A 25,023-nucleotide genomic window follows, 5' to 3' on the forward strand; every position below is an offset into this window, starting at 1 on the left:
TATGACGCAGATCGTGCTGAAACACAGCCCTACGACAAGCAGCGTTTTGTCGACATCTTTGGGCAAGCTGAAACATATGGCTGGTCAGACGACAAAGTGCGCCAATATAGCCAGCCGGAGCGCGCTGATTTTGGCGCGTATCTTCGCAAACGGGGTTTCTGCGTCGACTAGGACGCTAGACCTGAAAATCAGTAATGACAGCGGTCCCAGGCGGGGTTGGGCCATGCATTGCCCGCAATTCCGCGCTGGCACCGGACAAGGTCACCTCTCGCGCAACCATCGGGCTGAGGTCCACGTCACCCCGTTCGATCATCGACAGAAGTGACGGATACTTCCAGGCGGGCATGCCGCGTGTACCGAAGAATGAAAGTTGCTTGGTGTAGATGGCCCGCATGTTCACCTGCATCATACCCGAGCCCGCCGGCATACCCACATGCACGTGGCGGCCCAATGTGCGCAGGCACTCGACTGATGCATTGGTGGTCGCTTCGATTCCAAGCGCTTCAACAGAGACATGCGCGCCGCCGCCGGTGATATCCCGGATCGCAGCGGCTGCGTCCGTATTGGCCGCGTTCACTGCTGCATCCGCGCCAAGGGATTTGGCGTGGGTCAGCTTTTCATCCACCACGTCCACGACTACCACCTGTGCCCCAAGCATCTTGGCCAAGAGCAAGGTGGCAAGGCCAATACCCCCGGTGCCATGCACGGCGACCCACTCACCTGCCCGGACATTGGCCCGATCAGTCAGTGCGTGCCACGCAGTAGTTACCCGGCATCCCAGCCCGGCCGCCAGCGCTGGTGTCATCGTATCGGGCAGGTGAACAAGGTTGTGATCAAAGGGTACGGCCACGTATTCCGCATAGGCGCCCGGCACGCCGAAGCCCGGCACAACCTGGTTTTCGCAGGTATTGGACACGCCCGTGTGGCAGGCTGGGCAATCACCGCAAGACAGGATGAAAGGCGCAATCAACCGGTCGCCCAGCGCCTGTTTCGCCTTTGGCCCCGCCTCGACCACGGTGCCGCAGTACTCGTGACCAAGGATTGAGCCATCTTGAACACGAGGATGTTCGCCGGTCCATCCGTGATAGTCGGATCGGCAGACTCCGCAGGCCGCAACTTCAAGAACGACGCCGTTATCGGGGCAAACTGGATCGGCCACCGTTTCGATTGACAGATCTTGGCTGAATGTGCGGACAACGGCAGCGCGCATTGAGATACCCGGGAGCTATTTTGAATGTGGCAAGTTTTCTGCCACTAATCCCTTTATCCGCCAAACAGAAAAAGACAAAAGCACCCTTGGTTCATATAAGGCGGCTCGAAATTGTCGATGACAGGCTCGCGCGCCTTCATTTCGTCCTCGTCAGTGAACTAAACCGAAGCAGAGAACCATCCGCCATGCGAACGTTGGTTGTCCTTGACCATGACCGTCCAATTCAGCCCCTCGGTATCGCAGGCGCAATCGGCCATTTCCTTGGCAATCTTTTCAGGGTCCCCTTGTACTTTTCGACGAACGCCGCGTGATGTTCGTTGTATCTCGCCGAAGGTGGATTCACCATTTACTCGATGGCGACTACACCATCCGCACTCCCGCAAGATTGAATACACACAACAGTGTTCTGGCAAAATGTTTGGGGTCAAGAATTGCTACAATTGGGTTCTCTGACCACCCCCATGGTATCGCTCAGGGCCATCCACAGCCGTCTTATGGAGCATATCAACGTCCCAAGGTTCTAACATGAGTTATGTGATGGACAGAACGCTTTGTTGCCTTAACCGCACAGCTTAGATGCAGCGTCACCGCACCGTTCGAGCCACAGGACAATGCACCCTGCACAGAGAAACCTGAGATGAAGTTGTTGCGCCTGGGCATGAAGGTGTCGATCAACGTCTCCGGCGCCAGATAGACGCAGTCGTGTGCCTGACCCGATGGGATAACAAAGCTTTCGCCCGGACCCACAATGCGTCTGGTGTCACCAAGCGTGAATTCGAACCGCCCGCTTTCAACATAGGTGGATTGCACGTGAGGATGATCATGCAATACGCCGACGGCCCCCTCCGCTGAGAAGCGGAAGGCCACCACCATCATATCGGGATGATCGGCCAGCACTTGCCGTGTGACGCCCTCGCTCGTCTGAATGATCGGGTGGCTCCGAGTGACGGTCATGAGAATAGCATGCCACCGTTGATGTCGATATTTGTTCCGGTCAGGAAGGCGCTGTCGTCGCAGGCCAGGAACAATACAAGGTTCGCGGTATCCTCGACATGCCCCTGACGCTTGAGCGGGGCGTTCGCTTCAAATCCGCGGCGGCCCGCGTCGGGTGTGTGGATGTTATGGAAATCCGTGTCGATCATGCCGGGGCAAAGCGCATTGACGCGGATGTCTGGGCCCAGCTCCTTGGCCAAACCACGCGTTATGGTCATAACGGCCCCCTTGGATGTCGCATACGCCACCGCACCTGGCCCACCCCCGTCACGTCCAGCTTGGCTGGCAAGATTCACAATGGTACCTTGCGACATGTGGGCGAGGCAGGCCTTCGTCATCAAGAAGGTGCTTGTGAGGTTAAGGGACATTACAGCATTCCAATGATCCAAGTCCATCTCAGCAATGGTCTTGCGCGCGATCAGGCCTCCAGCATTGTTCACAAGGATGTCTACACCACCGAAGGCCTCGACCGTCTGTGCGACCAATGCGTCCGCGTCTGCCGTTTCGTTCAGATCGCCTTGAATCGCGATGGCCTTGCCGCCAATCGCCTCGACCTGTGCCACTGTTTCTTCTGCACCTTTTGAACTGGTAAAATAGTTGATGGCGACATTTGCTCCTTCGGAGGCCAGTTTCACAGCAACGGCACGGCCAATGTCGCGGCCACCTCCGGTCACGATGGCTGTTTTGCCTGCAAGTTTCATAAAGCTCTCTCCTGTCAGGGCGGGCGCTATGCGGCCCGAGGGTTCGGGATAAATGATGTTTCGGGGATCACGGGAATGCACCGGGCATGAGGATTCTGGGCAGCCACAATATGATGTCGGGAACTGCGGCGAGGAGGATCAGGATCGCCAGCATCGGGGCGAGTATGATCGCCACTTCGCGCAGCACCTGAACCACGTTCAGGCCCCCGATGGCTGATGAGATCAACAGACACAGCCCATAGGGTGGCGTCACCAATCCGAATGCCAGCGACACGATCCCGATAATCGCGAACGCGATTGGATCAACGCCGCCAGCCTGCGCCACCGGCATCAGAACCGTGCCCAGAATGATGATGGTCGGGATTGCATCGATGAAGAGCCCAAAGATCAGGAAAAGCGCTGCGATGACGAGCGCGGTGCCGAACGAGCCGAATTCCCACGCGGTCAGGATACCGACGATCAAGCGCGGGGCGTTGTAAAAGGATAAGAGCCAGCCAAAGGCAGTTGCCGTGCCAATGGCGAACAGTGAAATGGCAGCAAACCGCGCAGTGTCGTACAGGATGAAGCCAAGATCGCGTGGCTTTACCGTTCGATAGACGAACATGCCCAGGATCAGGGCATAGCCCGCTGCGATGATGGCGCTCTCTGTTGGTGTGACGATGCCGCCCACGATGCCGCCAATCACGAAGATCGGTGTGAGTAGCGCGAGGGCCGCCCCTTTCCAAGCCGCGAGGAATTCGTGCAAGTCTGGCCGCGCCGTCACCGGATACCCGCGGACCTTCGCGAAACCATAGACTGTCGCCATCAGGGCAAGTCCGATCATCAGACCCGGCACGGCACCGCCCAGAAACAGCGCCCCGACCGAGACCTGCATCACCCCGCCCCAGACGATCATAAGGATGGACGGCGGAATGATCACACCCATCACGGATGAACAGGCGGTGATCGCAACGGCAAAGCGCGTGTCATACCCCTCTTTCTGCATGGCGGGGATCAGGATCTTGCCAATCCCGGCAGCATCGGCCGTGGAGGACCCCGAGATACCGGCAAACAACATGGACACAGCTACGTTCACATGCCCAAGACCGCCCGGTAGCCAGCCAGTGAGAACGCGGGCCAGTTCGATCAAACGATCGGTGACTTTGCCGCTATTCATAAGATTTGCCGCAAGCAGGAAAAACGGCACGGCCAAAAGGATGAAAGAATTGTAGGACTGGAACATCCGGTCCAGCACGATGAACGGTGTTAGGCGCAACTCGATCAGCACGACCGGTACCGTGGACAAGCCAAGCGCGAAGGCCACGGGAATCCGGATCAGGATGAGGACAAGGAAGCCCAAAATGAGCATGAGGCTTGCCGTGGCAGTGTCGAGGATCATCGGATGTCTCTGGCGGGTTCGCGGAACACCGCGACCTCCTGCACAAGCCGGTAGCTGGCAAAAATGGACCAGATAACGCCAACAACTGGCAGGGAAATATGGGTAATCAAAAGATTGGCGCGCATCATCACCGACCGCTGGTTGCTGCCAAACTCGGCATATTCAATCCCATAGATTGCAAACAGCAGCCCGAATATGAGGATCGCCAGATGAACAATCCCGTTCTGGATCAGACGCAGCAGGGGGCGCTGCGCATCCGGGATCACCCGTACATCAAAATGTGTGCCGTCCCAGACAGCAACCATTGATCCAATCATGACGATCCATATGAAGATGAATGTCGCCAGTTCCTCGGTCCAGAGATATGTAGGGATCAGGCCAGTGTAGCGAGAGATCACCTGCATCGCGACCGGGATGGCCAGAACGCCCATCAGCACGCCAAGCAAGATGCGAAGACCGATGCAAAACCGGTCTAGAAGTCGTCCAACCATGTTCTGTCCTATGCGGAAGTGTCCCCAAACTGGGTCAAAGAGGCAACGGACGGCACCCCAAGAAGGTGCCGCCCGTCTTTATGAGATTACATCCCGCGAATGCGCTCAAGCAGTTCGGTTGCGCCCAGCTCTTCAGCATAAGCATCCTGAACCGGCTGCACGAGTTCAAGCATCTTTTCACGCCCTGCGAAGTCGTGAACCTTGATCTGACCGGCATCCGCCATCGCCTGCAGCTTTTCGCCGTCCTGCCCGCTTTCAAGGGCACGACCAAACGCACCGGCCTCGGCCCCTGCGTCCTTGATGGCGGCCTGAAGATCGGCTGGCAGACCGTCAAAGATCTTGGCTGACATCACGATTGGGCGCACGGTGATGGTGTGCTGCGTCAACGAGATATGCGGAGCGACCTCATAGAACTTCAGGTTCTGAATTGACGCCGCCTCGTTTTCAAATCCTGCGATCACACCCGTTTGGATGGCGTTATAGACCTCGTTATACGCGATGGCCGACGGTGCAGCACCCACTGCCGAGAATGTCTGTGCCTGAATTGGCGCACCCATCACCCGCATCCGATGGCCGGCGAGTTCTTCCATATTGGTAATAGGCTCGGCCGAGGCGAGGTTCCTGACACCGCCACCGTGATAGCCGACGATGACAATTCCGGCAGCTTCGCGCAGATCATCCTCCAGCGGTTGCAGCGCGTCGGATGATAGTACGGCATTCCAATGATCGAGATCGCGGAACAGGAAAGGCATGTCCATCAGCGGGATCGATTCCGAAAAAACGGCCATGTTGGACGGTGCGAGGATCGTATAGTCGACCGCGACGCCCTGATTGAGATAGGTCACATAGTCGGATTCAACGCCCAGTTCGCCGTTGAGACGCAGATCAAAAGCGACCTCGCCATCGTATTTGTCGGCCACCAGCCGTTCGAATTCGCGCAGCGTCTGAGTGAACGCGTGCTCTTCATCGAACATGCTTGCGCCCCGCAGAGTGACATCGGCTTGCGCGATGGAAACGCCACCGATCAGGACAGCAGCGGCCACCGCTGCCTTCAGTGAAAAGTTGAACATGTGAACCTCCCATTCATGTTCTGGTCTTCCTGTGTGGCTGCCGCCCTTCTCAGACGGAAACCATAACGGAGGGCATGGGCCGACGGGTCGGGAGCTTAATCATGGGGAACGGTATTGGCTGTTGATTGCCGGCCACTGGGAACCCCGCAGAACTTCACTCCTATCGACCTAATGGTCCTGTCCCTTCCTGAAGTGGGGCTAGGCAACACGAAAACTTGTATACTAGTCAACAAGAAAGTTTACATTTACCGATATCAGGCTATTTTCGGCGTTGTCGAACGCCGTACCAACTGTTGTCTGGTATGCAGAAACTGGGGGTTCCCAAGCCTTGTATCTTTGGCACAATGCGACAATCGAATATCGGAAAGACAAACACCAATGGCATCCACAGAGACCGTTGATCGCGTTACCAGCACAGACCGTATCTTTGAGGAGTTATATGCTCGGATCGTAGGGCTTGATCTGCTTCCCGGCACAAAAATTTCTGAAACGGATGTGGCGAAGTCCTTTGGATATTCACGTCAACCCGTGCGCGAGGCGTTCACCCGTCTTGCCAATCTGAACTTGCTGCTCATCCGCCCTCAACGGGCCACGGTTGTTCGCCCGTTTTCGCGGGATTTGATTGCCAACGCCCGTTTCGTGCGTGCGGCAATTGAACTTGAGGTAGTGCGCAACGCTGCCCAGTCGCGCGACATTGCATTCGACGCTGATCTCAAGGCGAGCCTACGCGCGCAGCGGGAGGCCATTGCGGCTGAAGACACGAAGGCGTTCCATGATCTGGACTACGACTTTCACCGCTTGCTCTGCCTATCGGCCGGCCGCCCCTTCGCGTTCGAGATGATCGCTGCAAACAAGGCGCAGGTTGATCGGCTGTGCATGTTGTCACTCACCAGCACTGAGGCAATGGAAACGCTGTATGAAGATCACGATGGGTTGGTGCAGGCGCTGCTTGGGCAGGATGCGGAGGCCGCTGATCGCATTCTACGCCAACACCTTAATCGCCTCGATCCGATCATCGACGCGATCTATACAACGCATAAGGGCTATTTCGAAGAGTAAGCGCACGATTCAGGTCCAGGACTGTCGGATTTTTGGTGCCCAGAAGAGGACTCGAACCTCCACGTCCATACGGACACTAGCACCTGAAGCTAGCGCGTCTACCAATTCCGCCATCTGGGCACGGGTTGGTGGAGCGTCGTTTAAGCGTGGTGCTTGGGGGTGTCAATCCGATTCTGTATGATCGTCAGGGTATGGCACAGGTCTTCTGAGCGACGGCTTTGAAAAAACCTCAAATCCGGCCTTTGCCGTGCCAAATTGGCGTCTTGTCTGCGCGCAAAGCGACAGATAGACCCGTTTCGAACCTGTGCGCGAGGAGCAAGACATGTCCCAGCTGGTCACGATCTATGGCGGATCCGGTTTTGTAGGGCGGTACATCGCAAGACGGATGGCCAAGGCAGGTTGGCGCGTGCGTGTGGCCGTGCGCCGCCCGAACGAAGCGATCTTTGTTAAACCCTATGGTGTTGTGGGGCAGGTTGAGCCTGTTCTTTGCAATATCCGCGACGATGCGTCGGTTGCGCAGGTGATGATGGGGGCTGATGCTGTCGTAAACTGCGTTGGAATTCTCGCCAAACAGGGCAAGAACACTTTTGACGCGGTGCAGGCTGAAGGAGCGGAGCGGATTGCGCGCATCGCAGCTGAGCAGGGCATCCAAAAGATGATCCATGTCTCAGCAATCGGTGCGGATGCCGAAAGCGACAGCAATTACGCCCGCACCAAGGCCGAAGGTGAAGCCGCTGTGCTGCAGTACATGCCGAAGGCGGTGATTTTGCGCCCCTCCATTATCTTTGGGCCTGAGGACCAGTTCTTTAACCGGTTTGCTTCCATGTCCCGTTTGGGTCCGGTCCTGCCTGTTGTCGGTGCGGAGACGCGGTTCCAACCTGTCTATGTTGATGATGTTGCCAAAGCTGCCGAACGTGCGCTGACAACCGATGTACCCGCCGGTGTGTATGAGCTTGGTGGCCCGGACGTGAGTACATTCCGGGCGTTGATGACTTTGATGCTCGAGGTGATCCGTCGCCGCCGTGCCGTTGTGAATATTCCGTTTTGGGCCGCATCCATCATGGGGTTTGGCTTTGACACGCTGAATGCGCTGACACTTGGGCTGGTCCCGGCGCAGATTACGCGTGATCAGGTGCGCAACCTGCGCAATGACAACGTGGTGCCCGACGGCGCCAAAGGTTTTGAGGACCTTGGGATTGATCCGATCGCGATGAGCTCGGTTCTGCCCGACTATCTTTGGCGTTTCCGCCCCTCGGGCCAATATGATGCGATCAAGGAAAGCGCACGGAACCTTCGCGTCTAACTGTAGGCCCAGACCAATAAGCCCATCCCGAGGATGACGCGGTAGATCACGTAGGGTGTGAAGCTGACGCTGCGCAGCAACCGCATCATCAGGACCAGTGCGGCAAGCGCCGCGATAAAGGCAAACGCTGCGGCTATGACTGCATCGCGCATCACAGCCCAATTCGCATCGCTGACGACATCAACACTCAACACCGCACCGGACGCGATGATGACCGGAATCGACATGAGCATCGACAGTTTGGCTGCCCCTTCGCGCTCATATCCAAGGGCACGGGCGGCGGTTATGGTGATCCCTGACCGTGATGTGCCAGGGATCAGCGCCAGACACTGAGCAAGACCCATCAAGCCGGCGTGCTTGACCGTCCACCTTTCCGCTGCGCGGTCCGCCGGGCCGCGTTTGTCAGCCCAATAAAGGACAAGACCGAAGATGAGCATGGTCCATCCAATCACCGCCGCACTGCGCATGGCCTCGTCTAGCCCGGTTGCCTTTATCGCAAAGCCAACAATCAACGCTGGAATCGTTGCCGTGATCAAGCACAGGGCCAGGAATGCGCCCTGGGTGTCGACCTTGCGCTGTGCAAGCCGGGTCAAGCCATGAGCCGCAGTTCGTACGTCCGCCCAGAAGTACAAGATGACCGCGAGCAATGTGCCGACATGTACTGCAACATCGATGGCAAGACCCTGATCTGGTGTTCCGGTCAGTGTTGGCAACAAGATGAGGTGCCCAGATGATGACACAGGCAAAAATTCGGTGATGCCTTGAATGATGGCTACCATCAAAAGTTGAAAAAGAGTCATCTTGCGCCTAGTCCTGTGATACGGTGACGTTACAAGCCTTTGATTCTGAACGTAAAGCAGGAATATAGGTCCGGCTCGGATATATTTTTGAGCCAAATTTCCAAAACTGACGTTGCGATTTCGCGAGAAATCCGAAACAAAGTCAACAATACTGACTTTTAATTCCCTTCGCTATATCATAAACGGCGCAGACCGCTTGTTGGAGGATATGTCTTGGCTGAACAACCGATGCTGAAATTCGTGAATATCGAACGTGACATGCCCGAGAAGCGTGACGCAGAATTACGTCGCGACGATTTCCACGAGATTTATGCCGAGTACGCTGATGCCAAGGCCAAAGAGCAGGCGTCGCGCTGTTCGCAATGCGGTGTGCCCTACTGCCAATCGCATTGCCCCTTGCACAACAACATCCCCGACTGGCTGAAACTGACGGCCGAGGGGCGCTTGCGGGAAGCCTATGAGGTAAGCCAGGCGACCAATACCTTCCCTGAAATCTGTGGTCGCATCTGCCCGCAGGACCGTCTGTGCGAAGGCAATTGCGTCATTGAACAATCCGGCCACGGCACTGTCACCATTGGGTCGGTTGAGAAATACATCACGGACACCGCTTGGGAAGAAGGCTGGGTCATGCCCATCGCGCCCAAGACCGAACGCGCTGAATCCGTCGGCATCATCGGGGCTGGCCCTGGTGGTCTGGCCGCTGCGGATGTGCTGCGTCGTGCTGGCGTTCAGGTCACCGTGTATGACCGCTATGACCGCGCGGGCGGGTTGATGACCTACGGCATCCCCGGCTTCAAGCTGGAAAAAGATGTTGTCATGCGTCGCAATGAACAGCTTGAGGCGGGCGGCGTTAAATTCGTGCTGAACTGTGACGTGGATGCGGATATCTTCACCTCGATCCGGGCCGAGCATGACGCGGTGATCATCGCAACCGGCGTCTACAAAAGCCGTGATCTTTCAATGCCTAACGGCGAAGCGGCGGGCATCGAAAAGGCCATTGATTTTCTGACCGCATCGAACCGCAAGAGCTTTGGCGACGAAGTGCCTGACTTTGACAATGGCCGCCTTAATGCTGAGGGCAAGCGGGTTGTCGTCATCGGTGGTGGCGACACAGCAATGGACTGCGTGCGGACGTCGATCCGGCAGGGCGCGACATCTGTCAAATGCCTGTACCGCCGCGACCGCGCGAACATGCCCGGGTCGCAACGCGAGGTGCAGAACGCCGAGGAAGAAGGCGTTGTCTTTGAATGGTTGAGCGCGCCCAAGGGCTTTACCACAGACGGTGAAAAGGTTGCCGGTGTGATGGTGCAAAAGATGCGTCTGGGTGCACCCGATGCCACGGGTCGCCAAGCGCCCGAAGTGATCGAGGGGGCCGATTATGTTGAAGAGGCGGACCTTGTGATCAAGGCGTTGGGCTTTGAGCCAGATGACCTGCCGACCCTCTGGGACACTGACGGCCTAGACGTCACCCGCTGGGGCACGATCAAGGCCGAGTTCACAACGGGCAAGACGGCCGCTGAAGGCATTTACGCGGTAGGTGATATTGTGCGGGGTGCTTCTTTGGTCGTTTGGGCCATCCGGGATGGTCGAGATTGTGCCGAAGCGATCCTGTCCGACTTTAACGTCGGATCGACTGTATTGGCCGCCGAGTAGGCCCGCCATACAGGGGGCAGCCCCCGTACACTAGGCGTGCACCCCCTGTACACCGGGCGCGCGCGCAGCATTGATAAATTGGCAACGGATAGGTCAGCATCGCTGACTGGAGGAACGGACAAGATGGAACAGAAGGGAGGATGCCTGTGTGGTGCTGTGCGCTTTGTTGCGCGCAATGTGCCAACCACTTTTGGCATTTGCCACTGCCCATCCTGCCGCCGTTGGACCGGATCGGCCCTGTGTGAAGTGAGCATAAAGACCGATGACCTGACCTGGACCGGCACTGAACACATCGCCACGCGTGCCAGCAGCGACTGGGCCGAACGGGCGTGGTGCCGTGAGTGTGGGACCAACCTGTATTTCCGCCAAACGAAGCAGGACCAATGGTTTGGCGGCACCGATCTGCCGCTTGGTATCTTTGACGACCCGGACGCTTTCACACTGAGCCACGAGATATTTGTGGATCACACACCGGAGGGCCTGCATCTGGAAGATAACGGCCAAAAGCGTTTGACGCGCGCCGATGTCGTTGCCATCAATCCGACGGTAGATGAATCATGAAGCAGCTTGCAGGCATCACCATCGCTCTGGCGAACGTCTGCGCTGTGCCGGCCTTGGCCCAGCAGGATGCATCACGTTTCTATCCGCCAGCCGGCTGCACCGAGATTTTGACGATCCAGAGCCGCGGGTGCGAGGTGACGCATCTGTACACCTGCGAGGCGGATGCCGACGGCGAGCAGTGGGGCATCACCTTTGACGTCGATGGGCCAAGCAACTTGGGCAAGATCGACTATGAAACCCAGTGGGTCGAAAGCTATGAGATGTTTCCGATGCGCCGGTTTGTTCTGGTCGAGCCGCCCGCCGATCCGGCGAACATGACCGAATTGCTGGAGACAGGGGTCGACAGCCTTGATTTTCAGCAACGCGGGCCGGACGGGTTGAACCGCTACGTCGGGTTCGACCGCATTCTGCCGGGTGAGATTGTGATTGACGGCGAAACGCTGTTGAAAACGCAGTTTTCCATGCGCAGCGAGCTGGCCGACGGCACCGTTTTCGAGTTGGAAGGCAACGAATACATCATTCCGCGTCTGCGCCGTTTCATCAGTGGCAACTACACCCGCACCGACACTGACGAACCCATCTCATGGGACAATTCACCGATCGACTTTGTGTACCCCGGAGAGCCCGGGTTCTTCACCAAAACGCCGCTATATGAGTGCGAGCCGACGCTGGCGCGTTTCGCAAGCCCGAAGAAAGGAACCGACCAATGACCAAATATGATGCCGACTGGGTCCGCCGTGAGGAAGCCAAGCGCACGTTTATGGCCGAGAATGGTCTGTATTCGGAAGCCGAGGAACATTCGTCCTGCGGTGTGGGTTTGGTTGTGTCCGTGGATGGCACGAAAAGTCGGGCTGTTGTTGAAAACGGGATCAAGGCACTGAAAGCCATTTGGCACCGGGGTGCGGTCGATGCCGATGGCAAGACCGGCGACGGCGCAGGCATTCACGTGCAAATCCCCGAAGCGTTTTTCTATGACCAGATCGAGCGCACCGGCCACACCCCCAACCGCGACCAGATGGTTGCTGTTGGTCAGGTGTTTCTGCCCCGCACCGACTTTGGCGCGCAAGAGACCTGCCGGACCATCGTGGAAACCGAAGTGCTGCGCATGGGCTATTACATTTATGGCTGGCGCCATGTGCCTGTGAACATCGACTGCCTTGGTGAAAAGGCCAATGCCACCCGTCCCGAGATTGAGCAGATCCTGATTTCAAATTCCAAAGGTGTGGACGAAGAGACGTTTGAGCGCGAGCTGTATGTCATTCGCCGCCGGATCGAGAAGGCTGCCGCTGCCGCGCAGGTGCCTGAGCTGTATATCGCGTCGATGTCGTGCCGGTCGATCATCTACAAGGGCATGATGCTGGCCGAGCAGGTGGCGGAGTTCTATCCCGACCTTCTGGACGAGCGGTTCGAGAGCGCTTTTGCCATCTATCACCAGCGCTATTCCACCAACACCTTCCCCCAATGGTGGCTGGCGCAGCCGTTCCGCATGTTGGCCCACAATGGCGAAATCAACACGCTGAAGGGCAACCTGAACTGGATGAAATCTCACGAGATCCGCATGGCCTCCGGTGCCTTTGGTGAGATGGCCGAGGACATCAAACCCATCGTGGCCAGCGGGTCGAGTGACTCGGCGGCGTTGGACGCCGTGTTCGAGATGCTGGTCCGCGCGGGCCGCAATGCACCGATGGCCAAGACCATGCTGGTGCCGGAGTCGTGGTCGAAGCAGGCGGTAGAGCTGCCGCAGGCGTGGCGCGACATGTATTCCTACTGCAACTCGGTGATGGAGCCGTGGGACGGCCCTGCTGCTTTGGCAATGACCGATGGCCGTTGGGTTTGTGCTGGATTGGACCGGAATGGTCTGCGCCCCATGCGCTATGTTGTGACCAATGACGGGATGGTCATTGCCGGGTCCGAAACCGGGATGGTGCCGCTGGAAGAGGCCGGTGTTGTTGAAAAGGGCGCGCTGGGCCCGGGCCAGTTGCTGGCGGTTGATATGGTCGAGGGTAAGCTGTTCCACGACACCGAGATCAAGGATCAGCTTGCGGCCTCGCAGCCCTTTGGTGAGTGGGTTGGCAAGATCACCGATCTTGAATCCGCCTTGTCCGGTGTGACTGAGAAGGCGCTGTTCGAAGGCGAGGCATTGCGCCGGCGTCAGATTGCGGCCGGCTATTCGATCGAGGAGCTGGAGAGCATTCTGGCCCCGATGGCCGAGGATGGGAAAGAGGCACTGGCGTCGATGGGGGATGACACGCCCTCTGCCGTGTTGTCCAAGAAGTACCGCCCGCTGTCGCATTTCTTCCGGCAGAACTTTTCCCAGGTGACGAACCCGCCGATTGACAGCTTGCGCGAGTATCGGGTGATGAGCCTGAAGACGCGGTTCGGTAACCTCAAGAACGTGCTGGATGAAAGCAGTGCGCAGACCGAGATCATCACGCTGGACAGCCCGTTTGTGGGCAATGCACAGTGGGATGAGCTGATCACGCATCTGAACGCCGATCTGGTCGAGATTGACTGTACCTTTGAAACCGGACAGGGCGCGCTGAGCGCGGGGTTGGCGCGTATCCGGGCAGAAGCCGAAGACGCTGTGCGTTCAGGTGCGGGGCACATCGTGCTGACCGATCAGCATTCGGATGCGGACAAGGTGGCGATGCCGATGATACTGGCAACGTCCGCCGTGCATTCGCATCTGACGCGGCAGGGCTTGCGGACCTTCTGCTCGCTCAATGTGCGGAGTGCCGAGTGCATCGACCCACATTACTTTGCCGTGCTGATTGGCTGCGGGGCGACCGTCGTTAACGCTTACCTCGCCGAAGACTCACTGGCCGACCGCATTGATCGCGGGCTGCTGGATGGCACGCTGACCGAGAACGTGGCGCGCTATCGCAATGCCATCGATCAGGGTCTGCTCAAAATCATGGCAAAGATGGGGATTTCCGTGGTGTCCTCCTATCGCGGCGGGCTGAACTTTGAAGCCGTGGGCTTGTCCCGCGCCATGTGTGCCGAGTTCTTCCCCGGCATGACCAGCCGCATCAGTGGCATCGGTGTGACCGGCATTCAGTCCAAGGTGGAGGACGTTCACGCCCAAGGCTGGACCGGCACCAACGTTCTGCCCATCGGTGGTTTCTACAAGGCGCGGAAGTCGGGTGAGACGCACGCGTGGGAAGCGACGTCGATGCACATGATGCAGATGGCGTGCAACCGAGCGTCCTACCAGATGTGGCAGCAGTATTCGGCCAAGATGCGGTCGAACCCGCCGATCCATCTGCGCGACCTGATGGACATCAAGCCGTTGGGCAAGCCGGTTCCGCTGGAAGAGGTGGAAAGCATCACCTCGATCCGCAAGCGCTTTGTCACGCCGGGGATGTCGCTGGGCGCGCTGTCGCCCGAGGCGCACAAGACGCTGAATGTGGCGATGAACCGGATTGGCGCGAAGTCGGACAGTGGCGAGGGCGGCGAAGATCCGGCCCACTTCCACCCCGAACCCAATGGCGACAACCCGTCGGCCAAGATCAAGCAGGTCGCGTCGGGCCGCTTTGGTGTGACCGCCGAGTACCTGAACCAGTGCGAAGAGCTGGAGATCAAGGTGGCTCAGGGCGCGAAACCCGGTGAGGGTGGGCAGCTGCCTGGCATGAAGGTGACCGACCTGATCGCGCGGTTGCGGCACTCGACCAAGGGCGTGACGCTGATTTCGCCCCCGCCGCACCACGACATCTATTCGATCGAGGATCTGGCGCAGCTGATCTATGACCTCAAGCAGATCAACCCGCGCTGCAAGGTGACGGTGAAACTGGTGGCGTCCTCTGGCGTTGGCACGATTGCCGCCGGTGTGGCAAAGGCCAAGGCCGACGTGATCCTGATTTCCGGCCACAACGGGGGCACCGGTGCATCGCCTGCGACGTCGATCAAATACGCTGGCCTGCCGTGGGAAATGGGCCTGACCGAAGCGCACCAAGTGCTGGCGATGAACAACCTGCGCGACCGGGTGACCTTGCGGACCGATGGTGGTCTGCGCACGGGCCGTGACATTGTCATGGCAGCAATGTTGGGGGCCGAGGAATACGGCATCGGCACTGCGGCCCTGATCGCGATGGGCTGTATCATGGTGCGTCAGTGTCAGTCGAACACCTGCCCCGTGGGCGTGTGTACACAGGACGAAAGCCTGCGCGCGAAGTTCACCGGCAATGCGGACAAGGTGGTGAACCTGATCACCTTCTATGCCCAGGAGGTGCGTGAGCTGCTGGCCGAAATCGGTGCGCGTAGCTTGGATGAGGTGATTGGCCGGGCGGACCTGTTGGCGCAGGTGTCGCGTGGATCGGCCCATCTGGATGATCTGGACCTGAACCCGATGCTCATCTCGGTCGATGGGGCAGCGGACATCGTTTATGATCGTGATCGCGAACGGAATGCAGTGCCTGACACGCTGGACGCACAGATCGTGCGCGATGCGGCGCGGTTCCTTGAGGACGGTGAGAAGATGCAACTGCAATATGCGGTGCAGAACACCCACCGGACTGTGGGCACCCGCACATCCAGCCACATCGTGAGGAAGTTCGGAATGCGCAACACCCTGCAGTCCGACCATCTGACTGTGAAGCTGACCGGATCAGCGGGACAGTCCTTGGGTGCCTTTGCGGCACCGGGTCTGAAGCTGGAAGTGTCGGGCGATGCCAACGATTATGTGGGCAAGGGTCTGTCGGGCGGCACCATTGTGGTGCGCCCGCCCATGGCGTCGCCCATCCTGGCCGCTGACAACACCATCATTGGCAACACCGTGCTGTACGGTGCCACCGACGGCTACCTGTTTGCGGCGGGTCGCGCGGGCGAGCGTTTCGCCGTGCGCAATTCGGGCGCCAAGGTGGTGATCGAGGGCTGCGGGTCGAACGGGTGCGAGTACATGACTGGCGGTATCGCTGTCATTCTGGGTGAGATCGGGGCCAACTTTGGTGCGGGTATGACCGGCGGCATGGCCTATCTGTATGATCCGGAGGGCAAGTCACAGGCGCTGATGAACATGGAAACGCTGGTAACCTGCCCGGTGACCGTGGACCATTGGAAGGCGCAGCTTGAAGGGTTGCTGGAACGTCACCTGGAAGAGACAGGCAGCGCCAAGGCCGCCGCCATCCTACAGCACTGGGATGTCGAGCAGCACAATTTCCTTCAGATCTGTCCGAAGGAAATGCTGGACAAGCTCGAGCACCCGATCAGCCTCGAAGAAACAGCCATTCCGGCAGAATAGTCAGCTTTCGGAGCGGGCGACCAGCTTGGTCGCCTGTTCCTTGCTGCCCAGATGCGTGTTTTCAGCAAGGATGTCCGCAACCCGCGTGGGCATTGTCCCCAACTTGTTTGCAATGACGTGGTTTGCATCACCAGACCATTTGAGAACCCAGACAAGGGCTGCGTCGGCTGCGTTGAGCACGCGGTATTGCTGCGCAATGGCCCCCGGCCGGGCCTCGGTTGTTGGCTCAATCATCTCCTATCTCCGTGCAGGGTTGAGTGCCTCCACCACGGCAAAAATAGCAGACATCGTTAACGCGTCTTAGAGATTAACGCTTTGTAATTAAGTTTAATTTTTGATGAATTGGTGAACAGAGCGTTGCGGTCTGGTCTTCACATGCGCCTGCCATATCTTATACCCATGCGATTTCTTGTTCTTGTTTTTTGGATGCTGGCTGGTGCTGTATCGGCAGAGCCTTTGCGCATGCTGGCCATTGGGGACAGCATATTGGCCTGGCACAAGTGGACCGGGCGGGACATTCCGTCCATCATGGGCGACAGGCTGAATGCACAGGTTCAAAACAGTGCAGTGGCAGGCGCGCGTTTTTCCAACGCTTCGTCCTTTGGCCGTGCCGCGGGGTTTGATGTGCGTGCGCAGTACCGGGCCGGGGCGTGGGATGTGATCCTGATCAATGGTGGGGCCAATGATTTCCTGAATGATTGCAAATGCAGTGCCTGCGACGCCGTTCTGGACGGATTGATTGCACCCGATCTGACGGGCGAAGTGCCTGCCTTTCTGTCCCGTCTGCGTCAAAGCGGGGCACGTGTGATCTGGATGGGGTACTATGCCAGCCCGCGGTCGGGGCCCTTTGTTGGCTGCCGTCCCTACCTGGTCGAATACGACGCCCGCCTCGCCAAACTGGCTGCCGTAACCCCAGGCCTGCGTTTCGTGGACAGCGAGGATGTGATGGACCCATCCGTTCGGTCGCAATATGCCTTTGACGGCATCCATCCTTCCCCATCAGGAGCGCGTCGTATTGGCACCTATCTGGCGCAATCTCTGGCGCGATAGTTCACTTGGCATGTTCTGCGTTCTATAGCTGGGCGCATGGCAAGAAAGAGCAGTAAACGCACATCAAAAGCCAAGGTAAAGCGTCGGTTTCGGCCGGGCCGCTGGTTGTTTCGGTGGACATTGCGCGGCGTGAGCGTGGTGTTCCTGGTGGCCGTTGTCGCGGCCCTGCTGTGGTCTGTCATCAACCCCCCCACGACCCTTTACATGATGCAGGAGTCCCGCCGTTTGGGCGGCGTGGACCATGAGTGGGTCCCGATCGAGGAGATTTCTCCGATCATGGCGCGGGCGGCTGTGGCCGCAGAGGACGCCAATTTCTGTCTGCATTGGGGCTTGGACGTGGTTGCCATTCGCCGCGCGATTGATGCGGGGGCCAGCCGCGGCGCGTCGACCATCAGCCAGCAAGTCGTGAAGAATGTGTACCTGTGGCATGGCCGGTCCTGGGTGCGGAAGGTCATGGAAGCCGCAATGACCCCGCTGGTCGAGGCGCTGTGGTCGAAGCGGCGCATTCTTGAGGTTTATCTGAATGTGGCGGAGTTCGACGAAGGTGTCTTTGGTGTCGAGGCGGCGGCGCGTCACTACTTTGGTGTGGGGCCGGATGCGTTGACGAATGTGCAGGCCGCCCGTCTGGCCGCGATCCTGCCGAACCCCAAGGGCCGGTCGGCCAGTCAGCCGTCATCTTTCGTGCGCAAGCGGGCCGGTCAGATCCTGGATGGGGCGGCCACGATCCGCGCGGATGGCCGTGCGCGGTGTTTCCAGAGTTGAAAATCGTGGTCCAGCCGTGCATGGATGCCAGACGTTTGACCAATCCGGATTGACCATGGCCCGCCTGTTCCACGTTCCCCTGTCCCCGTTCTGCCGCAAGGTGCGTCTGAGCCTTGCCGAGAAGAAGATCGAGGTTGAGCTGGTCGAGGAGCGCTATTGGGAGGCAGACCCGGATTTCCTGCGCCGCAACCCTGCGGCCAAGGTGCCAGTCCTGCGTCTGGATGGCGTGATGATGAGCGAGAGTGCGGCCATCTGCGAATATATCGAGGAGACGCGGCCCGAACCGTCGCTGATGCCGTCGGAACCGGTGGCCAAGCTGGAGGTGCGGAGGCTTGTGGGGTGGTTCGACGACAAGTTTCACCGCGAGGTGACGTCGAAGCTGCTCTATGAGCGGGTGAACAAGAAGGTCATGGGCCAGGGCTTTCCCGACAGCCGCAACGTCAAGGATGGGGCCAAGGCGATCAAGTATCATCTCGACTACATGACATGGCTGTTGGATCATCGGCGTTGGCTGGCGGGCGATGTGATGACGCTGGCCGATTTTGCGGCGGCTGCGCATCTGTCTGCTTTGGACTATATTTCGGACGTGGACTGGAACCGTTCGGAGGTGGTCAAGGATTGGTATGCCAAGATCAAGTCGCGCCCAGCGTTTCGGAGCATCTTGGCCGATCAGGTGCCAGGGTTCCCGCCGCCGCGGCATTATAATGATCTGGATTTTTGATCTGCCTGTTGGACTGGGGCGCTGCCCCAGACCCCGCGGTTTTTTCGGCGAAATGAAGAGATGGACCTGAAGGAGCGAGTCATAGGGCGCGCTCTGGATGAGGGCTTCGTCATGGCGCGGGTCTGCCGTCCGGATGCGGTACCGGAAGTGCCGGAGCGGCTGGCCGCTTTTGTCGAGGCCGGGCGGCACGGGCAGATGGGGTGGATGGCCGAGCGGATGCATTGGCGCGGCAACCCGGCGGCGCTGTGGCCCGAGGCGCGGTCCGTAATCATGCTGGCCGAAAGCTACACCCCTGAGCATGACCCTTTGGCCGTGTTGGAGCGACCTGAGTTGGGGGCTGTGTCCGTCTATGCGCAGGGGCGGGACTATCATGACATCGTCAAGAAACGCCTGAAGCGGTTAGCGCGCTGGCTCATTTCCGAAGCGGGCGGTGAAGTGAAGGTGTTTGTCGATACAGCCCCGGTGCCTGAGAAGGCTTTGGGACAGGCGGCAGGTTTGGGTTGGCAAGGCAAACATACCAATCTTGTTAGTCGGGAGTGGGGCAGTTGGGCCTTCTTAGGCTCTGTTTTTACCACTTTGGATCTGAATCCGGATCCGCGTGAAATCGATCATTGTGGGTCCTGCCGCGCTTGTCTGGATATTTGCCCGACAAAGGCCTTTCCTGCCCCCTATCAACTGGATGCGCGACGCTGCATTTCGTATCTGACGATCGAGCATAAGGGGCCGGTGAACGAAGAGTTGCGCCCTGGATTGGGCAACCGGATTTACGGCTGTGATGATTGCCTGGCGGTGTGCCCGTGGAACAAGTTTGCGGTTGAGGCCAGCGATATGCGGTATCTGGGTGCCGTCGGTGCGCCGCCCCTGGCGGAGTTGGCGGCGCTGGACGATGCGGGCTTTCGCGCGCGGTTCTCGGGCTCTCCGATCAAGCGGATCGGGCGGGACCGGTTCGTGCGCAATGTGGCCTATGCCATCGGCAATTCGGGGCGTGCGGACCTGTCGCCCGCCGTGCAGGCGCTTGTGGATGACCCGGATGCGGCGGTGGCTGACGCCGCGCGTTGGGCGGTGACGCAATTGAGCGCGACGGGTCGCGAACAGGCGCTGTAGGGCTGCACGAAAACGGGGAGTGAGCATGGCCATTTTGCTGGGTGTGGATACGGGCGGCACCTATACCGATGCGGTTTTGATGCAGGATGAGGCGCGGGTTCTGGCCCGGGCCAAGGCGCTGACCACGCGCCATGATCTTGCCGTTGGCGTCGGTCGTGCTGTGCGCGCTGTTCTGGACGAGGCGCGTGTTGATCCAGCAGAGGTTGGCATGGCGTCCCTGTCCACGACCCTTGCCACAAATGCGTTGGTCGAGGGACAGGGTGGGCGCGTTGCCCTGATCTATATCGGGTTTCGGGAACAGGATCTGGAGGCGCAGGGTCTAGCCGATGCGCTGGGGGGCGATCCGGTTTGTGTGCTTGCTGGTGGTCACAAGCACGACGGGTCAGAAGCGGCACCTTTGGATGAAACGGCCCTTTCGGCGTTTTTAGAGACCCATAAACGCGATGTGAGCGGGTTTGCTGTGGCCGGGCAGTTTGCCACCCGCAACCCGGCCCATGAAATGCGCGTCATGGAGCTGGTGCGTGATGTGGCGGAGAGGCCCGTATCCGCGTCTCACCAATTGTCAGCAAAGCTGGGTGGGCCGAAACGGGCGTTGACCGCCGTTTTGAATGCAAGACTGATCGGGATGATTGATGCGCTGATCGGACGAGCCGAGGCCGAATTGCGCGACATCGGTATCCGCGCGCCCATGATGGTGGTGCGGGGCGACGGAGCGTTGATGTCATCCGCGCAGGCGCGGACTCGGCCCATTGAGACGATCCTGAGCGGTCCGGCGGCGTCCATCGTGGGCGCGCGTTGGCTGACCGGGGCCGATCATGCCTTGGTCAGCGATATTGGCGGGACAACCACCGATGTGGCTGTGTTGCGCGGTGGTCGGCCCGTGATTGACCCGAATGGCGCGCGGGTTGGTCCGCATCGCACCATGGTTGAGGCTGTGGCGATGCGTACAAGCGGCTTGGGCGGTGACAGCGAGGTGCACTTTGTGGCGGAAGGTTTGCGCGGCGGTGTCACCCTTGGGCCGCGCCGGGTGTTGCCAGTGTCCTTGCTGGCGCAGGAGGCGCCGGACGTGGTGTTGCCGCTGCTTGAGGCGCAGATGCGCAGCACCACGCCGGGGGAACATGATGGGCGTTTCGTGCGCGCGGTGCCGGGTGTGCAGGCGGATGGTTTGCCGACGCGGGATGCCGATCTGTTGGCGCGCATTGGTGAAGATGTGCGTGGGCTGGGTGATGTTTTGCGCACGCGGATGGAGCATGGGGCGCTCAAACGTCTTGTGGGGCGTGGGCTGGTGCAGGTGGCGGGCCTGACGCCGTCGGATGCGAGCCATGTGCTGGGCCGCTTGGACGCGTGGGACGCCGAGGCGGCGCGGATGGCCTGTGTCCTGTTCGGGCGGCGGCGCACCGGGGCGGGTGAGCGGTTGGCTGACACGGCGGAACAGCTTGCACAGATGGTTGTGGATCAGTTGACCCATCAGACCAGCGTGGCGTTGCTGGAGGCCGCCCTGGCCGAGGACGGGATGGACGAGGCGCTGGCGACCCATGCGTTGATGCAGCGTGGGTTATCCGGCGCGACAGGTCTGGTGCGGGTATCGACTGGGTTGGATGTACCCGTGGTTGGATTGGGTGCGTCGGCACGGGCGTATTACCCCGCTGTGAGTGCGCGATTGGCTTGCGACATGCAGCTGCCCGAGGATGGCGGTGTGGCCAATGCGATTGGCGCCGTTGTGGGCCGTGTGACCGTGCGGCGGACGGGGACGGTGACTTCGCTCTCGGAGGGATTGTTCCGGGTGCATTTGCCCTCGGGGCCCGAGGATTTTGCTGCGTCAGAGTCTGCATTGGCCCGGTTAGAGACTGTTTTGAGTGAGGATGCACGTGCAGCGGCGTTGGCCGCTGGCGCATCTGATATTGAACTGCGTGTGGCACGGGACATACGCACGGCGCAGGCCGAGGCCCGCGAGGTGTTTGTTGAGGCAGAACTGGTGGCCGAGGCTACAGGGCGACCGGGTATCGCCCTGTAGCTGCGTTTACTCGGCTGCGCGTTTCGGCAGCACCCAATTGGGACGTGCGAAATGGCAGGTGTAGCCGTTGGGGATGCGTTCGAGGTAGTCTTGGTGTTCCGGCTCAGCTTCCCAGAAGTCGCCGACGGGTTCAACTTCGGTCACCACTTTGCCGGGCCAGATGCCGGACGCATCCACGTCGGCGATGGTATCGAGGGCTACCTGTTTCTGGGCATCATCCACGTAGTAGATGGCCGAGCGGTAGCTGAGGCCCACATCGTTGCCTTGCCGGTTCGGCGTGGTGGGGTCGTGAATCTGGAAGAAAAACTCGAGCAGGTCGCGGAACGAGATGGTGGCGGGGTTGAAGATGATCTCGATCCCTTCGGCGTGGGTGCCATGGTTGCGATAGGTGGCGTTGGGAACGTCCCCGCCCGTGTAGCCGACGCGTGTGGATTTGACGCCGGGTTTCTTGCGGATCAAGTCCTGCATGCCCCAGAAGCATCCGCCTGCCAGTACTGCGCGTTGGTCATTCATGCGACATCCTCCACTTGGTTCAGATAGGCACCATAGCCTTCGGCCTCCATATCGTCACGGTGGACGAAGCGGAGTGACGCGGAATTGATGCAGTAGCGCAGGCCACCGCGGTCGCGGGGACCGTCGGGAAAGACGTGGCCGAGATGGCTGTCACCATGCTTGCTACGCACTTCGGTGCGGATCATTCCGTGGCTGGCGTCATGGTGTTCGGTGACGTTGTCGATAGGTTCGGTGAACGAGGGCCAGCCACAGCCGCTTTCGTATTTATCGGAAGAAGCAAAGAGCGGTTCGCCCGAGACAATGTCGACGTAGATTCCCGGCTCCTTGTTGTTGAGTAGTTTGCCGGTGCCCGGGCGTTCCGTGCCGCTTTCTTGTGTGACGTGGTATTCTTCGGGCGAGAGTGTCGCGATGACGTCGGGATTCTTGGTGTAGGTGGTCATGGTCAGCCTGTTCGTTCAGCGTTGCCCTATACTTGGTGCAGTTGGGGCAAATTGGAAGAGCATGACGATCAGCGCGCGCGCCCTAACTAAGACGTAACCGCAGGAGAAGGAGTGATCACGTGCGTGCATTTCTTGTTTGTCTTTTTGTTGTTTTTGCACAAGCGGCATATGCGGGTGTGCGTGACGCGCAACTCCCGTCGATTGATGGCGGCGTGATCGAGATGTCTGCCTGGGAAGGTAAACCGGTTCTGGTGGTCAATACCGCGTCGCAATGCGCCTACACGGGACAGTACGAGGCGCTGCAGACCCTTTACGACACCTATCGTGAACGCGGGCTGGTCGTTCTGGCGGTGCCCTCAGATGACTTTCGCCAAGAACTGGACAGTGCCGAGGAGGTACGTGCGTTCTGCGAACTGGCCTTCGGTCTCGACATGCCGATGACGGACATCCTGACGATCAAGGGCGCGACTGCGCATCCGCTGTATGCCGGATTCCGCGAAGCTACTGGGTTTGTGCCGCGGTGGAATTTCAACAAGGTGCTGATCGGAGCCGATGGCCAGATTGTCGAAACGTGGGGCGCTCGGACCGCGCCCATGGCGCGCCCGGTCCGCAGCGCTGTCGAAGCCGCGCTGGCACAAGCGGGCCTCTAGAACGATCGGCTGAAATTCACACCGATGCGCAGACCGCTGTCCTGTTCGGCGGTGTCCAGGTCGAAAGACTGGTGGGCGACGATACCTTGCAATGTTCCCCCCCAAACTTGAGTGCTCGCACCAACGGAAACGACTGTCCCGGATTCGCGGGTGGTGCTGAGACTATGATTGGGGTTTGAGTCATCGTTGATGGTGAATTTGCCCAAATTCCAGTCCAGAGCCCAAGTGTCGAACTCGTGTTTGCCGCGCAGGGTGGTGGAACGGCTTTCCGAACCGATGGCCGCACCCATCACCACTCCTTCGTTGCGATAGGAATAAACGTCGTTGTTGTAGGCCGTGTTTGGTCCGCAGAACCCCGCATCGGTGAAGTTCACGGTGGTATCGACATGTTCGAGGGTGATCGTTGTGTCGGTGTTGAAGAGCCGTGACTTGTTCTCCAGTCCATACAGGAAGAAGAAGCACGACGGCAGACCTCCGGCCTCGTCCTCGCCCACAGCTTGTCCGTAGATGCGGTTGCTAAAGGAGTCAGGGCCAAAGCGGTAAGATGCGCCGACACCGGCGATCTGGTTGGCCGGTGCGCTGTCGCCCTCATTCGAGTTGCCCACCAGCACGTCGAGGAACGTATCAAAGCCATCAGGCTGCCCAGCGCCGCCGTATTGAGCCACGCGGACAAACTCAATTTCGAGGTCGCGTATCGGCTCGAGCCCCAGACGCATGCCAAGTATCAGCGCGTTGTCAGGCTGGTTCGCATCGTCGGTTTGACCGATAAAGATCTCTCCGTTCCAAGGTCCGATCCACCGCAGAACCGGGACATCCGAGGTGCGCGCCTCTTCCTTGCGGATGTAGACAGATGGGAAGGCAGGCGCGTTTCGAGACAGTATCAGCGACGTATACTCGGACGGCGACCAGTGTCTTTCGAACTGTCCGACACCAACTTGCCAATTGTCATTTCCAAACCTGTAACCCACGTCACCGAAGATAAGAACGCCGTCGATCGCTTCGTTTTCGAAGGTATCACCAAGCGTCAAATCGAATGCCAACCGCCCAACACTTGCGCCGGTCGAGATCGAGACACGATCAAATGCGACGATCCCATACTGCTCGGTTCGCCCAAGAAAATCATCCGAAATAGCGCCGAAACTCAAGGTGGTGGTAGTTTCCGCCTGAGCCGAACCACCCACAGCCATGGCGATAACGAGTCCGAGGGCGGAGGCGTTTTTGCTGGATCTCGTAAAGTATATCACGGTAAGGCCTTTGGATTGAACCAGAAGCGTCAGAGCTTTCCAGAATTGCATTCTTGTAATGTCATGGCAG

General features: G+C 59.1%; 22 protein-coding genes, 1 tRNA gene and 1 pseudogene. 12 read left to right on the forward strand and 12 right to left on the reverse strand.

From position 1 onward, the window contains the following. Positions 1-175: 175 nt before the first annotated feature. The 6 genes and pseudogenes from AC6RA8_RS04135 to AC6RA8_RS04160 all read right to left on the reverse strand — a co-directional run bounded on the left by AC6RA8_RS04135 (position 176) and on the right by AC6RA8_RS04160 (position 5,843). Complete coding sequence (locus tag AC6RA8_RS04135; protein ID WP_500350858.1) at positions 176-1,210, reverse strand: zinc-binding dehydrogenase; 1,035 nt, start codon at positions 1,208-1,210, stop codon at positions 176-178. 636 nt (positions 1,211-1,846) lie between these two features. Further along, positions 1,847-2,164, reverse strand: a pseudogene (locus tag AC6RA8_RS04140) (cupin domain-containing protein); the annotation flags it as partial. Further along, positions 2,161-2,904 carry an SDR family NAD(P)-dependent oxidoreductase gene (locus AC6RA8_RS04145; protein ID WP_500350859.1) on the reverse strand — a complete coding sequence of 248 codons (744 nt, stop codon included), beginning with the start codon at positions 2,902-2,904 and terminating at the stop codon, positions 2,161-2,163. The gene AC6RA8_RS04145 and the pseudogene AC6RA8_RS04140, both read right to left, overlap by 4 nt. A gap of 67 nt (positions 2,905-2,971) precedes the next feature. Continuing rightward, positions 2,972-4,282, reverse strand: a complete 1,311-nt coding sequence (locus AC6RA8_RS04150) for a TRAP transporter large permease (protein ID WP_500350860.1) — start codon at positions 4,280-4,282, stop codon at positions 2,972-2,974. Beyond that, on the reverse strand, positions 4,279-4,773 hold the full coding sequence (locus AC6RA8_RS04155; RefSeq protein WP_500350861.1) for a TRAP transporter small permease: 495 nt from the start codon (positions 4,771-4,773) through the stop codon (positions 4,279-4,281). The genes AC6RA8_RS04150 and AC6RA8_RS04155 overlap by 4 nt, the downstream gene beginning before the upstream one ends. Before the next feature lie 86 nt (positions 4,774-4,859). After that, positions 4,860-5,843, reverse strand: a complete 984-nt coding sequence (locus AC6RA8_RS04160) for a TRAP transporter substrate-binding protein (protein ID WP_500350862.1) — start codon at positions 5,841-5,843, stop codon at positions 4,860-4,862. Between the two features lie 378 nt (positions 5,844-6,221). Here AC6RA8_RS04160 and AC6RA8_RS04165 point away from each other — a divergent pair, with 378 nt between their 5' ends. Beyond that, positions 6,222-6,902 carry a GntR family transcriptional regulator gene (locus tag AC6RA8_RS04165; protein ID WP_500350863.1) on the forward strand — a complete coding sequence of 227 codons (681 nt, stop codon included), beginning with the start codon at positions 6,222-6,224 and terminating at the stop codon, positions 6,900-6,902. Positions 6,903-6,935: 33 nt separating this feature from the next. Here AC6RA8_RS04165 and AC6RA8_RS04170 read toward each other — a convergent pair. Next, positions 6,936-7,022 (reverse strand) — tRNA-Leu (locus AC6RA8_RS04170). A 202-nt stretch (positions 7,023-7,224) separates the two neighbouring features. Here AC6RA8_RS04170 and AC6RA8_RS04175 point away from each other — a divergent pair. Next, positions 7,225-8,205, forward strand: coding sequence for a complex I NDUFA9 subunit family protein (locus AC6RA8_RS04175; RefSeq protein WP_500350864.1), 981 nt, complete (start codon positions 7,225-7,227; stop codon positions 8,203-8,205). On the opposite strand, the gene AC6RA8_RS04180 is transcribed toward AC6RA8_RS04175, so the two are convergent. Then, positions 8,202-9,005: an undecaprenyl-diphosphate phosphatase gene (locus tag AC6RA8_RS04180; protein WP_500350865.1), complete on the reverse strand. Its 804-nt coding sequence runs from the start codon at positions 9,003-9,005 to the stop codon at positions 8,202-8,204. The genes AC6RA8_RS04175 and AC6RA8_RS04180 overlap by 4 nt on opposite strands. A gap of 213 nt (positions 9,006-9,218) precedes the next feature. On the opposite strand from AC6RA8_RS04180, the gene AC6RA8_RS04185 reads away from it, so the two are divergent. From AC6RA8_RS04185 to gltB, 4 genes are all read left to right on the forward strand, one after another. Further along, positions 9,219-10,658 carry an NAD(P)-dependent oxidoreductase gene (locus AC6RA8_RS04185; RefSeq protein WP_500350866.1) on the forward strand — a complete coding sequence of 480 codons (1,440 nt, stop codon included), beginning with the start codon at positions 9,219-9,221 and terminating at the stop codon, positions 10,656-10,658. A 123-nt stretch (positions 10,659-10,781) separates the two neighbouring features. Next, on the forward strand, positions 10,782-11,219 hold the full coding sequence (locus AC6RA8_RS04190; RefSeq protein WP_500350867.1) for a GFA family protein: 438 nt from the start codon (positions 10,782-10,784) through the stop codon (positions 11,217-11,219). Further along, entirely contained in the window at positions 11,216-11,929 is a 714-nt protein-coding gene (locus AC6RA8_RS04195; protein WP_500350868.1) for a hypothetical protein, read from the forward strand. The genes AC6RA8_RS04190 and AC6RA8_RS04195 overlap by 4 nt, the downstream gene beginning before the upstream one ends. Continuing rightward, entirely contained in the window at positions 11,926-16,455 is a 4,530-nt protein-coding gene (gene gltB / locus AC6RA8_RS04200) for a glutamate synthase large subunit (protein ID WP_500350869.1), read from the forward strand. The genes AC6RA8_RS04195 and gltB overlap by 4 nt, the downstream gene beginning before the upstream one ends. On the opposite strand, the gene AC6RA8_RS04205 is transcribed toward gltB, so the two are convergent. Continuing rightward, positions 16,456-16,689, reverse strand: coding sequence for a hypothetical protein (locus tag AC6RA8_RS04205; protein ID WP_500350870.1), 234 nt, complete (start codon positions 16,687-16,689; stop codon positions 16,456-16,458). A 165-nt stretch (positions 16,690-16,854) separates the two neighbouring features. Between AC6RA8_RS04205 and AC6RA8_RS04210 the strand changes: the two genes are divergently transcribed. Genes AC6RA8_RS04210 through AC6RA8_RS04230 form a run of 5 tightly spaced genes read left to right on the forward strand, consistent with a single transcriptional unit; the run spans position 16,855 to position 22,106 of the window. Then, the gene (locus tag AC6RA8_RS04210; protein WP_500350871.1) at positions 16,855-17,505 is read left to right on the forward strand and encodes an SGNH/GDSL hydrolase family protein; all 651 of its coding nucleotides are present in this window, start codon (positions 16,855-16,857) and stop codon (positions 17,503-17,505) included. A 36-nt stretch (positions 17,506-17,541) separates the two neighbouring features. After that, the gene (mtgA, locus tag AC6RA8_RS04215; protein WP_500350872.1) at positions 17,542-18,267 is read left to right on the forward strand and encodes a monofunctional biosynthetic peptidoglycan transglycosylase; all 726 of its coding nucleotides are present in this window, start codon (positions 17,542-17,544) and stop codon (positions 18,265-18,267) included. Between the two features lie 55 nt (positions 18,268-18,322). Continuing rightward, positions 18,323-18,988: an FtsZ-binding protein FzlA gene (fzlA, locus tag AC6RA8_RS04220; protein ID WP_500350873.1), complete on the forward strand. Its 666-nt coding sequence runs from the start codon at positions 18,323-18,325 to the stop codon at positions 18,986-18,988. A gap of 60 nt (positions 18,989-19,048) precedes the next feature. Next, the gene (queG, locus tag AC6RA8_RS04225; RefSeq protein ID WP_500350874.1) at positions 19,049-20,092 is read left to right on the forward strand and encodes a tRNA epoxyqueuosine(34) reductase QueG; all 1,044 of its coding nucleotides are present in this window, start codon (positions 19,049-19,051) and stop codon (positions 20,090-20,092) included. A 25-nt stretch (positions 20,093-20,117) separates the two neighbouring features. After that, positions 20,118-22,106, forward strand: coding sequence for a hydantoinase/oxoprolinase N-terminal domain-containing protein (locus tag AC6RA8_RS04230; RefSeq protein WP_500350875.1), 1,989 nt, complete (start codon positions 20,118-20,120; stop codon positions 22,104-22,106). A gap of 6 nt (positions 22,107-22,112) precedes the next feature. Here the strand turns inward: AC6RA8_RS04230 and msrA are convergent, their stop codons facing one another. Next, the gene (gene msrA, locus AC6RA8_RS04235; RefSeq protein WP_500350876.1) at positions 22,113-22,619 is read right to left on the reverse strand and encodes a peptide-methionine (S)-S-oxide reductase MsrA; all 507 of its coding nucleotides are present in this window, start codon (positions 22,617-22,619) and stop codon (positions 22,113-22,115) included. After that, positions 22,616-23,059, reverse strand: coding sequence for a peptide-methionine (R)-S-oxide reductase MsrB (gene msrB, locus AC6RA8_RS04240; protein WP_500350877.1), 444 nt, complete (start codon positions 23,057-23,059; stop codon positions 22,616-22,618). The genes msrA and msrB overlap by 4 nt, the downstream gene beginning before the upstream one ends. Before the next feature lie 119 nt (positions 23,060-23,178). Here msrB and AC6RA8_RS04245 point away from each other — a divergent pair, with 119 nt between their 5' ends. Further along, complete coding sequence (locus AC6RA8_RS04245; RefSeq protein ID WP_500350878.1) at positions 23,179-23,709, forward strand: glutathione peroxidase; 531 nt, start codon at positions 23,179-23,181, stop codon at positions 23,707-23,709. Here the strand turns inward: AC6RA8_RS04245 and AC6RA8_RS04250 are convergent. Next, entirely contained in the window at positions 23,706-24,896 is a 1,191-nt protein-coding gene (locus AC6RA8_RS04250; protein ID WP_500350879.1) for a capsule assembly Wzi family protein, read from the reverse strand. The genes AC6RA8_RS04245 and AC6RA8_RS04250 overlap by 4 nt on opposite strands. Positions 24,897-25,023 lie beyond the last annotated feature (127 nt).

Source organism: Tateyamaria sp., from assembly GCF_059783535.1.

Bases quoted from the DNA above. Each gene is read 5' to 3' on its own strand.
- AC6RA8_RS04135 (WP_500350858.1), bottom strand. From the start codon at position 1,210: ATGCGCGCTGCCGTTGTCCGCACATTCAGCCAAGATCTGTCAATCGAA.
- AC6RA8_RS04145 (WP_500350859.1), bottom strand. From the start codon at position 2,904: ATGAAACTTGCAGGCAAAACAGCCATCGTGACCGGAGGTGGCCGCGAC.
- AC6RA8_RS04150 (WP_500350860.1), bottom strand. From the start codon at position 4,282: ATGATCCTCGACACTGCCACGGCAAGCCTCATGCTCATTTTGGGCTTC.
- AC6RA8_RS04155 (WP_500350861.1), bottom strand. From the start codon at position 4,773: ATGGTTGGACGACTTCTAGACCGGTTTTGCATCGGTCTTCGCATCTTG.
- AC6RA8_RS04160 (WP_500350862.1), bottom strand. From the start codon at position 5,843: ATGTTCAACTTTTCACTGAAGGCAGCGGTGGCCGCTGCTGTCCTGATC.
- AC6RA8_RS04165 (WP_500350863.1), top strand. From the start codon at position 6,222: ATGGCATCCACAGAGACCGTTGATCGCGTTACCAGCACAGACCGTATC.
- AC6RA8_RS04175 (WP_500350864.1), top strand. From the start codon at position 7,225: ATGTCCCAGCTGGTCACGATCTATGGCGGATCCGGTTTTGTAGGGCGG.
- AC6RA8_RS04180 (WP_500350865.1), bottom strand. From the start codon at position 9,005: ATGACTCTTTTTCAACTTTTGATGGTAGCCATCATTCAAGGCATCACC.
- AC6RA8_RS04190 (WP_500350867.1), top strand. From the start codon at position 10,782: ATGGAACAGAAGGGAGGATGCCTGTGTGGTGCTGTGCGCTTTGTTGCG.
- AC6RA8_RS04195 (WP_500350868.1), top strand. From the start codon at position 11,216: ATGAAGCAGCTTGCAGGCATCACCATCGCTCTGGCGAACGTCTGCGCT.
- gltB (WP_500350869.1), top strand. From the start codon at position 11,926: ATGACCAAATATGATGCCGACTGGGTCCGCCGTGAGGAAGCCAAGCGC.
- AC6RA8_RS04205 (WP_500350870.1), bottom strand. From the start codon at position 16,689: ATGATTGAGCCAACAACCGAGGCCCGGCCGGGGGCCATTGCGCAGCAA.
- AC6RA8_RS04210 (WP_500350871.1), top strand. From the start codon at position 16,855: ATGCGATTTCTTGTTCTTGTTTTTTGGATGCTGGCTGGTGCTGTATCG.
- mtgA (WP_500350872.1), top strand. From the start codon at position 17,542: ATGGCAAGAAAGAGCAGTAAACGCACATCAAAAGCCAAGGTAAAGCGT.
- fzlA (WP_500350873.1), top strand. From the start codon at position 18,323: ATGGCCCGCCTGTTCCACGTTCCCCTGTCCCCGTTCTGCCGCAAGGTG.
- queG (WP_500350874.1), top strand. From the start codon at position 19,049: ATGGACCTGAAGGAGCGAGTCATAGGGCGCGCTCTGGATGAGGGCTTC.
- AC6RA8_RS04230 (WP_500350875.1), top strand. From the start codon at position 20,118: ATGGCCATTTTGCTGGGTGTGGATACGGGCGGCACCTATACCGATGCG.
- msrA (WP_500350876.1), bottom strand. From the start codon at position 22,619: ATGAATGACCAACGCGCAGTACTGGCAGGCGGATGCTTCTGGGGCATG.
- msrB (WP_500350877.1), bottom strand. From the start codon at position 23,059: ATGACCACCTACACCAAGAATCCCGACGTCATCGCGACACTCTCGCCC.
- AC6RA8_RS04250 (WP_500350879.1), bottom strand. From the start codon at position 24,896: ATGGCTGTGGGTGGTTCGGCTCAGGCGGAAACTACCACCACCTTGAGT.